This window comes from Mesorhizobium sp. P2_E9, from assembly GCF_056403815.1.
The window spans coordinates 107,794-121,721 of record NZ_JBFUET010000002.1 but is presented as its reverse complement, the minus strand read 5'-3'; the positions used below and the strand labels follow the sequence as shown (position 1 = coordinate 121,721).

Here is a 13,928-nt window from a genome sequence, read left to right as displayed (position 1 = left end):
TTTTGTTGTCTACCGGAATGCCTACCGCAGCGCCGCCGCGATGTTGCCGCCGTCGACCGTCGTCACGTCGGCGGTGGTGCGTTCGGCCAGCGCATGATGCAGGAAGGCCTGCGCCACGTCCTGCGCCGTTACTTCCTGGCCGAGCAAATTGCCGGACATGTATTCCTTCTCGGAGACGCCGCGCGCGCCGGAGCGGCTGGCGATCATGGCGTCGGTCAAAATGCCCGAGCGGATGCGGTCGGCGTTGACGGCGTTTGAGCGGATGCCGTGGGCGCCGTAGTCGAGCGCATATTGCCTGGACAGGAACAAAGTCGCCGCCTTCGGCACGCCATAGGCGCCGAATTTCGGACCCGGATTGACCGCCTGCTTGGAGGTGTTGAACAGGAGTACGCCGCCGGTGCCCTGTTCGAGCATGATGCGCACGGCGTTCTGCGCCACCGACTGGTGGGCGAAGAAATTGAGCTCGAAACTTTTGCGCAGCAGCGCATCGTCGAGCTCGCCGATGCGGCCTTCCCAGGCGGCACCCGCATTGGAGACGAGAATGTCGACGCCGCCGAACACGGCGACCGCTTTGTCGAAAGCGGCGCGTACCTGGGCCGGGTCGGTGATGTCGGCGCCGACGCCGATCGAATTGTTGCCAGCCTTCTTGGCGGCGTCAGCAGCCTTTTCGGCATCGAGATCGACGACGACAGCATGGGCGCCATTGTCGGCGAACAGTTTTGCCGTTGCCGCGCCGATCGCGCCGGCACCGCCGGTGATCAGCACCACCTGGCCGGTCAGCGGCTTCGGCTTGTTGGAGGCAAGCTTGGCCTGCTCCAGCGACCAGTATTCGAGCGGGAACAAATCGGCCTTGGACAGCGGATGAAAACGGCCGACCGCCTCGGCGCCGCGCACCGCCTCGATCCACATTTCGCCGACATCCGACGCGATCCTGGCATCCTTCAGCGTGCGGCCATGGCCGAACATGCCTAGCCCCGGCACCAGCGTCAGCCGTGGCATCGGGTCGAGCATGGTGCGCTTGACGTCGTCGAGCGCATCATTGGTCTCGAAATAGGCGCGGTACTCCTTGGAGAAGGCGTCGACATGGCTCTTGATGACGGCCTTGTAGTCGCCGGCCTTGTCGGCATCGGGCGCTGGCACCGCCATCGGGCCGGTCTTGATGCGGATCGACAGATCCGGCGTCGACACGCCACGTCCGGCATAGTCGGCAATCCCCGCCGAATTGATGAAATCGACGATCGCGTCGGAGGTGCGGAAATCGGAGATCATGCGGTCGAAGCGGCCTTCGCCGCGTGCCACCGCGACGGCGCCGCGCAGCATCGGCGCGATGGACGCCGGTGTCGCCAGCTTTGCCGGCAGTGCCGCCTTTGCCGCCTGCGGCTTGGCATGCTTGGCCACATAGTCCTCGGCGACGTTCACATAGTGGATCATCCGGTCATAGGCCTGTTTGGCATCATCGCCGAAGGTGAAGATGCCGTGCTTGTCGAGGATCAGGCCTTCCACGGTCGGGTCGGCATCGAAAACGTCGGCCGCCGCCTTGGCGAGGTCGAAGCCGGGCATGATGTAGGGCACGTAGCCCATCTTCTCGCCGAAAACCGTTTTCACCAGCGGCTTCGAGTCTTCCTGGTCGACGATGGCCAGGATGGCGGTCGAGTGCGTGTGGTCGACGAATTTGTGCGGCAGGAAGGCGTGCAGCAATGTCTCGACCGAGGGATTGGGCGAGGAGGGGTCGATGAGGTTCGCCCGCTGCAGCGCCACCATGTCCTCGTCGGCCAGCTTGTCCAGCGCGCGCGCCTTGAGCAGGGCGCCCATCTTGACCGCCGGCAGGCCTTGCGGCTCGATGACGGCCATGTCCCAGCCGCTGCCCTTGACGCACAGCACGTCCCATTCGTCACCGACGAGGTCGGTCGCCTTGATCTTGCAGGAGGTGTTGCCGCCGCCATGCAGGACCAGCTGCGGCACGCCACCCAGCAGCCGCGTCGTGTAGACGCGCAGCGCGAGGTCGCGGCCGACGCCCTTCTTCGCATAGTCGGCAACGAGTTTCTCGGCCGCGTCGTCGTTCCACAAATTCTTCATGTTCGCTTCGTCCAGTTGCTGTCTTGGGTGGTGAAACAGGAATGCCGCGACGCCTTGATGACAATGCGCCGGCGTAAGGTTGCTTTTCAGGATGCTTTTTGTGGCGCCGCTCCGGCATGATCGAGCAGCCGTTGCGCCATATGTGCGCCGACCACCAGATGCGTGCAAAGCCCGCCGGCGATCGCCGCCAGCAGCGGTTCGAACTTGCTGTCCTCCTGCACCACCATCAGCCGCCTGGCGATGGCGCGCAGCGAGGCAAGCTCGGCGGAGATCACCCGGCGGTTGTAGCTGCAGTCGAGCACCTTGCCTTCGGCGTCGATGATCTGCCCGGCAATGACGCCGGCGGCACCCCGGCTGCGCAGCTCCGCCATCTCTTCTGATGTCAGCGCGCCGCATTTGACCAGATGGCTGTCGGCATCGACCGCGCCGACCGAGTAGAGCGCCAGATCGCAATCCCTGATTCCCGACAACTGCTCACGGATCACCGGCTCGGCGCGCAGCGCGCGCGCCAACTCTTCCGTCGACAGCACCAGCGGCGCGTAGAAGTTTAGGCCCTTGGCGTTGAGCCGGCGCGCGATTTCCATCGTGCACTGGTCGGGCCGGTAGGAATAGGGCGCGCCGAGATTGCCGCAGAGCTGCACCACCGTCACATCCTGCAGGTCGGCATAGGACATGATGTCGGCGATCGTGTAGACGGTGCGGCCCCAGGCGACGCCGATGCGGTCGCCCTTCTTGACCAGTTCGAGGAAGACGCTCGCCGCCAGCACGGCAATGTCGGTCGACGGATCCGGGATATGGCCGTTCTCCGGCGCGATCCAGACCGCGTCGAGGCCCAACGCATCCTCGAGCTTGCGCGCCATCACATCGTCGGTGAACAACTGGGTCGAGGTCGAGATGTTGACGATGCCGGTCTCGCGCGCCTTGCGCAGATACATGGCCACCGAGGCACGGGAAATGTTAAGCTGGCTTGCAACCTGGTCCTGCCGCAGGCCATGCGCATAATAGAGCCAGGCGGCTTTGTGAATGAGCTGTTCTGCCGGTCGGATCGCCATGCCGTCTCCTCGGCTGACATTAGTCACGGCTCTCGACAAAAGTCAAATTAGGATGGCTAAGCGCAATCGCCTAGCTGCCAGGCGCATATGGGATCGCCATTCTATAAAGCCTGGATAGCATAGCATTTTCGGCCATTCAGGGGGATGGCCTGATGAGAGCCCTAAGGTTAGAAAGCTCGAAAAGGACTTTGGGGAGGACGGGATGGGCAATTCCTACGAACAGGATCTCGACAGGAATGCGGCGAACCACCAGCCGCTGACGCCGCTCACCTATCTGGAGCGCGCGGCCAAAACCTATCCTGACCACATCGCCATCATCCATGGCCGCCAGCGCATCTCCTATCGTGACTTCTGGCGCCGCTCCTTGAAGCTCGCCTCGGCGCTGCAAAAGCGCGGCATCGGCAAGGGCGACACGGTCACCGTCATGCTGTCCAACACGCCGCCGATGCTGGAGGCGCATTTCGGCGTGCCGATGACCAAGGCGGTGCTGCACTCGCTCAACACCCGCCTCGATGCCGCGGTCATCGCCTTCCAGCTCGACCACGCCGAAGCCAAGGTGCTGATCGTCGACCGCGAATTCTCAGGCGTCGTCCGGCAAGCGCTCGATCTGGCAAAGGTCAAGCCGCTGGTCATCGACTATGACGATCCCGACTACGCCACCGACGCGCCCTATCCGAAGGGCGAGCGCATCGGCGCGCTCGACTACGATGATTTTGTCACTGGCGGTGACGAGGATTTCGCCTGGTCGATGCCCGACGATGAATGGGACGCCATCTCGCTCAACTACACATCAGGCACGACAGGCAATCCGAAGGGCGTCGTCTACCATCATCGCGGTGCCGCCCTGATGGCCTACACCAACACCATCCATGCCGGCATGGCCAAGCACGCCGTCTATCTCTGGACGCTGCCGATGTTCCACTGCAATGGCTGGTGTTTTCCCTGGACGCTCGCCGTCCAGGCCGGCACCCATGTCTGCCTGCGCTGGGTGCGGCCGAAGCCGATCTACGACGCCATCGCCGATCATGGCGTCACCCATCTCTGCGGCGCTCCGGTCGTCATGTCGGTGCTGATCAACGCGAAGGACGAGGACAAGCGAACGTTCGCCCAGACCGTGACCTTCAACACCGCGGCCGCCCCACCGCCCGAAGCCGTGCTGTCGGGCATGGCCGATGCCGGCTTTGCCGTCACCCATCTCTACGGCCTGACCGAGACCTATGGTCCGGCGGTGGTCAACGAATGGCACAGCGAATGGGACGGTCTCGCAAAGGGCGAGCGCAGCGCCAAGAAGGCGCGGCAGGGCGTGCGCTATGCCGCGCTCGAAGGGCTTACCATCATGGACCCCGAGACGATGCGGACGACACCGGCCGACGGCCAGACCATAGGAGAGGTCATGTTCCGCGGCAACATCGTCATGAAGGGCTATCTCAAGAATCGCAAGGCCAGCGACGAAGCCTTCGCTGGCGGCTGGTTCCATTCCGGCGATCTCGGCGTCATGCATCCCGATGGCTATATCCAGCTCAAGGACCGCTCCAAGGACATCATCATATCCGGCGGCGAGAACATTTCGTCGATCGAGGTCGAGGATGCGCTCTACAAGCACCCGGCTGTGGCGTCATGCGGTGTGGTTGCCCGCGCGGATGACAAATGGGGCGAGGTGCCGGTCGCCTATGTCGAGTTGAAGCCCGGCAAGGTCGCGACCGAGGCCGAGATCATCGAGCACTGCCGCGCGCTGCTTGCCCGCTTCAAAGTGCCGAAAGCGGTGATTTTCGCGGAGATACCGAAGACCTCGACCGGAAAGATCCAGAAGTTCCGGCTGCGGGAAATGGCCAAACTCGCTTGAAGCGACGACGGCCCCTTGCAAAAAAAATTCTGAGTTGCCCACATCCTTCGGCCGCTTGGTGACGTCTGTTGGATGTCACCATCTGTCACTATCTTGTACGCGTACGCCGATTTCGCGTTGACATCCTGCTTTCTTCAATTTACGACTGACGAAAATTGAAATTCGTCACTTGTCAAATGAAAGAGCCATGTCCGAAGCCGCCAACATAGTCGTCGATGCCGCCAGGCAGGAGAATGTGACACGCATTCTCGACTGTGCCGAGCGGCTGTTCCGGCACTATGGCTACGGCAAGACCAATGTCGCCGACATTGCCCGCGAACTCGGCATGTCGCCGGCCAACATTTACCGTTTCTTCGCCTCCAAGGTCGAAATCCACCAGGCGGTCTGCGGCCGCATGCTCGGCGCCAGCTACAAGATGGCCTACGAGATCATGCACCTGCCGATCGGCGCCGAGGAGCGGCTTCGTCGCTACATTCATGCGCAATACAAGATGACGCTGGAGACCATGCTCGACGAGCAGAAGGTCCATGAGATGGTCATCGTCGCGCTCGAACGCGACTGGGGCGTCATCGACAAGCATGTCGACAGCATTCACGATCTGTTCGCTGAGGTGATCCGCGACGGCATCGAGACCGGCGAGTTCGTCGAGCAGGATCCGGTGATCGCTTCACGCTGCTTCGGCGCCGCCACCGTCATCCTGTGCCATCCGCAGATGGTGGCGCAGTGCCTCGCCAAGACCAACCGGGCGATGCCCGACGACCTGATCGACTATGCGATCAAGGCCCTGAAGAAATAGCCGCCGCCCGCCGGGCGCCGGTCGACAGTTCATCTCCAGTTCGGGAGTGCCAAGGTGTCTTTGTCCCATTCCATCATCAGCCGGTTGCCGGTCGCGGGCTTGTTCGTCGCGGCGCTCGCTCTCGCCGGCTGCAGCCAGGAAAAAGCCGAAGTCAAGGATATCATCCGCCCGGTCAAGGTCGTCGAGATCGCCCAGGCGCATGACACCCGCATGCTTTCCTATTCCGGTTCGGTGCGGGCCCGTACCGAAAGCGCCCTGGCGTTCCGGGTCAACGGCAAGATCACCGAGCGCCTGGTCGACATCGGGCAGCATGTGGCGCCGGGCGATGTGCTCGCCCGCATCGATCCCACCGACTACGACCTCTCGGTCAAGAGCGCGCAGGCTACACTCGATGCCGCCGAGCGTCAGGTCGAGACGACAGAGCTTGCCCGCAAGCGCGCCGAGCAGCTTTTCGCCAAGAATTTTTCACCAAAATCGCAGCTCGAACAGGCGACGTTGACCTATGACCAGGCGGTTGCCACACGCGACTCCGCCCGTTCGTCACTTGACCAGGCCAAGAACCAGGTTGGCTATACCGACCTCAAGGCCGACAAGGACGGCATCGTCACGGCGGTCAATGCCGATGTCGGCCAGGTGGTTGGCTCCGGCACGCCGGTGGTCACCGTCGCGGTCGACGGTGAAAAGGAAGTGCTGATCGCGGTGCCGGAAATGGAAATCGCCGAATTCAAGCCGGGCAAGTCAGTCAAGGCAGGATTCTGGTCCGACAACACGCTGGCGCTAGACGGCAAGGTCCGCGAAGTCGCCGGCAGCGCGGATACGCAGTCGCGCACTTTCGCCGTCCGCGTCAGCCTGCCCAACGATCCGCGCGTGCTGCTCGGCATGACCGCCAATATCGAAGCTTCGGCGGCCAATGAAAAGCAGCTCGTATCGATCCCGCTGAGCGCGTTGGCCGAGAAAGACAGCCAGTCGATCGTCTGGACCGTCGATCGTGGCGCCGACACCGTTCATGCCCGCCCGGTCAAGGTCGCCGAGTTCGCCGCCGATGGCGTGCGTGTCACTGAAGGATTGAAGCCCGGTGACATCGTGGTCGCCGCCGGCACGCAGTTCATGACCGAGAATCTGAAGGTTAAGCTTGCCGGCGGCGTGGCGCAGCAATCCGCCTCCGCCGAGGGCCAGGACGCCAGCCAGCTGCGCTGACGACAGACAGGTTGGCCGCGCGTTCCCGCGGCCGCAGGTTTCCGGGCGGCGTGCGCCCGAAGGTCGAGACGTCAAGGCCGATGTCCCCCCGCATCGATCTTCGCGTCCCACCGCGATGAGTGTCTCTCCACTTGGAAGGCCTCGCCGCCCGGAAGCCAGATCGAACGCAGATGATTTCGTTTCGCGCGCCGCGCTTCTTCGAAGCACCAGGCGCCGGCAACCAAGCAAAGTGGATCAGCACCGATGACGACCTCCACTGAAGAAAAGCGGCCTTTCAATCTGTCGCGCTGGGCGATCGGCCACCCCTCCATCGCGCGCTTCCTGTTCGGGCTGATCATCATCGCCGGTGCGCTCGGCCTGATGCGCATGGGCCAGAAGGAAGACCCCGACTTCACCTTCCGGGTCATGGTCGTGCAGGCGATCTGGCCGGGCTCCTCGATCAAGGAGATGGAAGACCAGGTCGTCAACAAGATCGAGCGCAAGCTGCAGGAAACGCCGCATCTCGACTTCGTGCGCTCCTTCACCCGCGCCGGCAGCGCCATCATCACCGTGCAGATCAAGGGCGACACCAATGCCGCCGAGGTGACGGACGCCTTCTATCAGGTGCGCAAGAAGGTCGGCGACATCTCAGGTGACCTGCCGCAAGGCCTGCTCGGCCCCTATTTCAACGATGAGTTCGGCGACACCTTCATCACGCTGCATTCGATCAGCGGTGACGGTTTCTCCTATCCCGAGCTGAAGAAATTCGCCATCCAGGCGCGTGACATGCTGTTGACGACGCCCGGCGTCGAGAAGGCGGTCATCATCGGCGACCAGCCGGAAAAACTCTACATCGACGTTTCGTCCAAGGCGCTCGCCGAGCGCGGCCTGACGCTGACCGACCTGCAGAACGCGATCAAGGGCCAGAACAATGTCGATCCGGCCGGGTCCGTCGACACTGGTGTGAATTCGGTGCGCATCTCCGTCGAAGGTGACGTCACCAAGGCAGCCGACATCAGGGAATTGCGCCTGCGCGCCGGTGGCCAGGTCACCCGGCTCGGCGACATCGCCACGGTGACATCAGGGCTCGAAGATCCCTTCCAGCGCAAATACCGTTTCAACGGTCATGACAGTGTGCAACTCGGCGTCGTCATGGCCAAGGGCTTCAAGGTTACCGATGTCGGCAACGACGTCGAAGCGACCTACAAGCGCTTCGAGGAGGCGCTGCCTTATGGTGTGTCGGTCGATCAGATTTCCGACCAGCCGGGCGTCGTCACGGATGCGGTGGCCGAATTCATGCATGCGCTCGGCGAAGCGCTGCTGATCGTGCTCGTCGTCTCGTTCCTGTCGATCGGCTGGCGTTCAGGCCTGGTCATCGCCATCGCCATTCCGCTGGTTCTGGCAGCCACCTTCGCCATCATGTACGAGCTCGGCATCGACCTGCAGCGCATTTCGCTGGGCGCCCTGATCATCGCGCTCGGCCTGCTCGTCGACGACGCCATGATCGTCGTCGAGATGATGGAGCGCAAGCTGGAGGAGGGGCTGGTCAAGATCGAGGCCGCGAGCTTCGCCTATTCCTCAACTGCCTTCCCGATGCTGACCGGCACGCTGATCACCACCGCTGGCTTTATCCCGGTTGGCTTTGCCGCCTCGACGGCCGGCGAATATGTGCGCACGCTGTTTTATGTCGTCGGCATCGCGCTGATCGTGTCATGGTTCGTCGCGGTCTATTTCACGCCGTGGCTCGGCTACATGATCCTCAAGCAGCGCAAGCATGCCGGCAGCCATCATGATGCCTTCGACACGCGCTTCTACCGCCGGCTTCGCGCCACGGTCGGCTGGGCGGTGCGCCATCGCATCATCGTTCTGGTGATGACGCTGGTGACCTTCGGGACCAGCCTGTGGGCGTTCCAGTTCATCCCGCAGAACTTCTTCCCGCAATCGTCACGGCCGGAAATCCTCGTCGATCTCTGGCTGCCAGAAGGCACCAGCATTAAGGAGGTCGAGACGCAGGCCAAGGCGCTTGAAACCAAGATGATGGACGACAAGGACAAGCGCTTCATCGCCACCTATATCGGCGAAGGCGCGCCCCGTTTCTTCCTGCCACTCGACCAGCAGCTCGCCAACCCGAACTTCGCCCAGATGCTGGTGATGGCCAATGACGAGCCGGCGCGCGAGCGGCTGATCGTCAAGCTGCGCACCGTTCTGGCCGAAGACTTCCCGTCGATCCGTGGCAAGGTCGACCGCCTGTTCCTCGGCCCGCCGACCGGCTGGCCGGTGCAGATGCGCGTCATGGGCCCGGATCGCCAGGAAGTGCGCCGCATCGCCGACCAGGTGAAGGCTAAGTTCCGTGAGGATCCGCTGCTGGGCGCGGTCCACGACGATTGGCTCGAACCCGTGCCGGCAATGAAACTGGTAATCGACCAGGATCGTGCCCGTGCGCTCGGCGTCACCTCACAGCGCATCCGCCAGATGCTGCAGGCATCGATGTCCGGCGCGCCGCTCGACAACTTCCGCGACGGCGAGGAGACGGTCTCCATCGTCGCTCGCGAGCCGGATGCCAGCCGCAGCCTGCTGTCCTCGGTCGACTCGGTCTATATCCCGACCGATTTCGGCGGCTTCGTGCCGCTGTCGCAGGTGGCCGAGGTGGTTCCCGTGCTCGATCAAGGTATCGAGTGGCGCCGTGACCGCCTGCCGACCATCAGCGTGCGCGCCACGCTGCCTGATGGCATGCAGTCCAACGACGTCGTCACCAAGATGTACAAGGACATGCAGGGCCTGCGCGACGGCCTGGCGCCCGGCTACAAGATCGAGATCCAGGGCGGTGCCGAGGACTCGGCCGAAAGCCAGGCTTCCATCGCCGCCAAGGCGCCGATCATGCTGGCCATCATCGTCGTGCTCTTGATGATCCAGCTGCAGAACTTCGGCAAGGCGATGCTTGTGCTGGCCACCGGTCCGCTCGGCATTATCGGCGCTGCCGCGGCATTGCTGATCAGTGGCGCGCCGTTCGGCTTCGTCGCCATCCTCGGCGTCATCGCGCTGCTCGGCATCATCATGCGCAACTCGATCATCCTGGTCGATCAGATCGATCAGGACATCGCCAGAGGCATGGAACGCTCCGAAGCGATCATCGGCTCGGCTGTCCGGCGTTTCCGGCCGATCGTGCTGACGGCGATGACGGCGGTGCTGGCGCTGATCCCGATCTCGCGCGCCGTGTTCTGGGGGCCGCTCGCCTACGCCATGATGGGCGGCATCATGGTCGCCACCGTGCTGACCATTCTGGTGCTGCCGGCAGGCTACGCCCTGTTCTTCGGCCGCGAGCCGAAGAAGGTAATGAATAGTGAGCAGGCGCCCGAGCCGGAGCTGCCCGCCGAGCGGCCGCAACTGGCCCTGGCCGCGGAATAGAGCGGTTCTATCGCATCATCCGCCGTCGGCGCGATGGCGGATGATGCCGTATGACGGCTGGTCCGTCACGCCGATGAAAATGCTCTCCGGAGCGGATTCTGCAAAACAGAATTCCTTCCCAGGACCGCAAAGCGGTCCCATCCTGCGCTATATGGAGCGGCAACGCTCGTCCTCATCAGGGTGTCTTCCCATGGCAGAAAAACGGCAATTGCGGCTCGGCGCCTTCATGCGCCCGGTCAGCCTGCACACCGGCGCCTGGCGCTATCCCGGCGCCTATCCCGACGCCAACTTCAACTTCGCGCATCTGAAGCGCTTCGCGCAGACACTGGAGGCGGCGAAGTTCGACGCCTTCTTCATGGCCGATCATCTGGCCGTGCTCAACATGCCGATCGAGGCGCTGCGGCGCAGCCACACGGTGACCTCGTTCGAGCCGTTCACGCTGCTGTCGGCGCTTGCCGCCGTTACCGACCATATCGGGCTGGTCGCCACAGCGTCGACGACCTTCGACGCGCCCTATCACATCGCCCGCCGTTTCGCGTCGCTGGATCATATCAGCGGTGGGCGAGCCGGCTGGAACATCGTCACCACGTCCAATCCTGATGCCGCACTGAACTTCGGCCTCGACGAACATGTCGAGCATGACGAGCGCTATCACATGGCGCGGGAGTTCTACGATGTCGTCACCGGACTGTGGGACAGTTTTGCCGACGATGCGTTCATCCGCGACGCCGAAAGCGGGCTCTATTTCGATCCGGCCAAACTGCATGTGCTGGACCACAAGGGCGAGCACCTCTCCGTGCGCGGCCCGCTCAACATCGCGCGCCCCGTGCAGGGCTGGCCGGTTATCGTCCAGGCTGGTGCCTCGGAGGCGGGGCGCCAACTGGCCGCCGAGACGGCCGAGGTGATTTTCGCCGCCCATGGCGATCTTGCCGCCGGCCAACGCTTCTTTGCCGACGTCAAGGGCCGGGCCCAAAAACTCGGCCGCTCGCGCGACGATATCAAGATCCTGCCTGGTGCCTTCGTCATCGTCGGCGACAGCGTCGACGAAGCGCGGGCCAAGCGGGCGAAGCTCGACAGCCTGGTCTATTACGAGAGCGGCATTGCCTCGTTGTCGATCGCGCTTGGACATGACGCGTCGGCCTTTGATCCCGACGCCACCCTGCCGGAGATACCGGAGACCAATGCCTCGAAGAGCAGCCGCGAGCGGGTCATTGAGCTGGCCCGGAACGAAAACCTGACCGTGCGCCAGCTTGCCCAGAGGCTGAGCGGCTATTCCGGCCTCGCTTTCGTCGGCACGCCGCAAACCATAGCCGACGAGATGGAGGAGTGGCTGGTCACTGAGGGGTCCGATGGTTTCAACATCATGTTTCCCTATCTGCCCGCCGGGCTCGACGATTTTGCCGAGAAGGTGGTGCCCGAACTGCAGCGGCGAGAGCTCTTCAGGCGCGAGTATGAGGGATCGACGCTGCGTGAGAATCTCGGCCTGAAGCGGCCGCCCAACCGGTTCTTCGAAGACCTGAAAGCGGCTGTCCGCAAGGCTGGTTGACGTAAGGCTCCGGCCGGTGGCCGAAAAACATCGGGCGCGCCGAAGCGCGCCCGATCATGTTTAAGTCGCTGCGTCAGATGACGAAGTACCAGTTGGCGAGCAGCATCACCACAACACCGGCGATCAGCGTCAGATAGGGCAGCATTCCCGCTTTCTTGACCGCGAGGTCGGCGCCCGTCATGCCGAGATCGGCCAGCATGTGGTCGGGGAATTTGCCCTTGTCCTGGATGTAGTGGCGGAAGCAGAACACCGGGATGATCAGCGCCGCGGTGATCAGCCCGGCCCACAGCGCCATCGGGTTCCACACCTTGGCGCCGGCGCCCATGAAGATCGCATTGACATAGGCGAAGATCGCCCCGATCCCCAACAACCAGCTCGGCGCCTTCCAGGGCCGCGCGATATGGCCGTTGTCGATGCGATGGATCCAGCCGGCATTGAGGTTGAGGAAGTTGAAGATGATGTAGCCGCAGTTCGACACGGCGAGGATGAAGAAGAAGCTCGTCGCGTCGGCCGAGGCGATCGCCAGCACGATCAGGTTGAAGACGAGATCGGTCCACATCGCCCGCGTCGGCGCGCCATGCTCGTTGACGTGGCTGAGATAGCGCGGCAGCCAGCCATCCACGGAACCCTGATAGAGCGTGCGCGAGGAGCCTGCCATCGCCGTCATGATGCAGAGCACCAGCGCCAGGATCATCAGCATCACCAGCAGGCTGTGGATCAGCGCGCCCCCACCGACCATGCCGGCCAGAGCGTCTGCAACGCCGGAGCCGTCGACGATCGGTGTCGCCAGCATGCCGTTCAGGCCTAGCACGCCCTGAAAGGTGAAGGGCACCAGGATGAACAGCAGCATGCAAAGCAGGCCGGAATAGAAGATGGCCTTGAAGGTGTCGGTGCCGGGGTTCTTGAACTCGGATGTGTAGCAGACGGCGGTTTCAAAGCCGTAGGTCGACCAGGCGGCGATGAACATGCCGCCGAGCACCAGCGTCCAGCCGGCGATGTTCCAGGCGCCCGGCTCGGGCGCATAGGCGGCGGCCAGCGGCACCAGCGGCGAGAAATTGGCCCAGTTGATCTGACCGGTGACGATCGGCACGACGCCGACGATCAGCATCGGGATGATGACCAGCAGGCCGATGTACTTCTGCACATTGGCGGTGCCGAGGATACCGCGATGCTGGATCGAGAAGATGATCAGCATCAGCACCGCGCCGATGAAGAAGGTCGCATTGAAGGTGAAGGAGACCGGACCCAGCGTGTGGCTGTACAGCGTCCAGTTGCGGATCGCCGGGGTCGCGGCTGCAGTCACCGCCGTGATGGCGTCGGCAGGCGCCGTTCCGGCGTGCGCCGCGATATAGGCGACGACTTCGGCCGAGGTCTCGGTGAACAGCGGCACCGGCGCCAGCGCGTTGAGGATATAGGCGGCGGCGATCGAGCAGCCGAGCGACAGCACCGGCGACCAGGCGAACCAGTTGCACCACACCGACAGCGGTGCGATGAATTTGGAATAGCGCAGCCAGGCGGTGGCGCCATAGATCGAGGCGCCGCCCGACTTGTTCGGGAACAGGCCGGCGATCTCGGCATAAGTGAAGGATTGCAGGAAGCCCATGATCATGGACACCGTCCAGATCAGGAAGGCCAGCGTCCCCGTCGTGCCAGCGATGCCGCCGATCGAAAACAGGACCAGCGCCGGAACGCCGCTTGCCACCCAGAAGGCGCCGCGCCAGTCGATATGCCTGAGCAGCTTGCTTTCGGCAGGCTGCTCAAGGGCCGTGCTTATAGTGCTCATGTCAGTGACTTCCCCTTTTCCAGTGTTCCCCGCCGGCGATGCCTCGGCTTTGCGAAGCTTGCTCCCCGGCACATGACCGCACGACTCCGGTGTTTCCACTCAGTCGCATTTTTTTCTTAAGAGTGAAGATTGATCCAGCGCGCTTTCACGTCAAGCGTTTTGTGAAACCGTGCACATCACGCTTGCGCGCGCGGCCGCCAATGCGGCCGGAGGGATGACCGACAGGCCGGTTTGCCTGTCCGAAGGCGGCG

8 protein-coding genes are annotated in these 13,928 nt (G+C 63.3%); 5 read left to right on the top strand and 3 right to left on the bottom strand.

The features are described from left to right. Positions 1-21: 21 nt before the first annotated feature. Entirely contained in the window at positions 22-2,076 is a 2,055-nt protein-coding gene (locus AC1D05_RS03835) for a bifunctional aldolase/short-chain dehydrogenase (RefSeq protein WP_477438353.1), read from the bottom strand. 86 nt (positions 2,077-2,162) lie between these two features. Beyond that, positions 2,163-3,128 carry a sugar-binding transcriptional regulator gene (locus tag AC1D05_RS03830; protein WP_477438351.1) on the bottom strand — a complete coding sequence of 322 codons (966 nt, stop codon included), beginning with the start codon at positions 3,126-3,128 and terminating at the stop codon, positions 2,163-2,165. Positions 3,129-3,330: 202 nt separating this feature from the next. On the opposite strand from AC1D05_RS03830, the gene AC1D05_RS03825 reads away from it, so the two are divergent. The 5 genes from AC1D05_RS03825 to AC1D05_RS03805 all read left to right on the top strand — a co-directional run bounded on the left by AC1D05_RS03825 (position 3,331) and on the right by AC1D05_RS03805 (position 11,894). Then, positions 3,331-4,971 (top strand): acyl-CoA synthetase, encoded by a 1,641-nt coding sequence (locus tag AC1D05_RS03825; RefSeq protein WP_477438349.1) that lies wholly within the window; start codon positions 3,331-3,333, stop codon positions 4,969-4,971. A 187-nt stretch (positions 4,972-5,158) separates the two neighbouring features. Further along, entirely contained in the window at positions 5,159-5,767 is a 609-nt protein-coding gene (locus AC1D05_RS03820) for a TetR/AcrR family transcriptional regulator (protein ID WP_477438347.1), read from the top strand. A gap of 72 nt (positions 5,768-5,839) precedes the next feature. Further along, on the top strand, positions 5,840-6,964 hold the full coding sequence (locus AC1D05_RS03815; protein WP_477439097.1) for an efflux RND transporter periplasmic adaptor subunit: 1,125 nt from the start codon (positions 5,840-5,842) through the stop codon (positions 6,962-6,964). A 243-nt stretch (positions 6,965-7,207) separates the two neighbouring features. Then, on the top strand, positions 7,208-10,348 hold the full coding sequence (locus tag AC1D05_RS03810) for an efflux RND transporter permease subunit (protein WP_477438345.1): 3,141 nt from the start codon (positions 7,208-7,210) through the stop codon (positions 10,346-10,348). 190 nt (positions 10,349-10,538) lie between these two features. Further along, a complete protein-coding gene (locus tag AC1D05_RS03805; protein WP_477438343.1) occupies positions 10,539-11,894 on the top strand; it encodes an LLM class flavin-dependent oxidoreductase in 1,356 nt (451 codons plus the stop codon). 73 nt (positions 11,895-11,967) lie between these two features. Here AC1D05_RS03805 and AC1D05_RS03800 read toward each other — a convergent pair whose 3' ends face one another. Next, positions 11,968-13,677 carry an APC family permease gene (locus AC1D05_RS03800; protein ID WP_477438341.1) on the bottom strand — a complete coding sequence of 570 codons (1,710 nt, stop codon included), beginning with the start codon at positions 13,675-13,677 and terminating at the stop codon, positions 11,968-11,970. Positions 13,678-13,928: the final 251 nt, after the last annotated feature.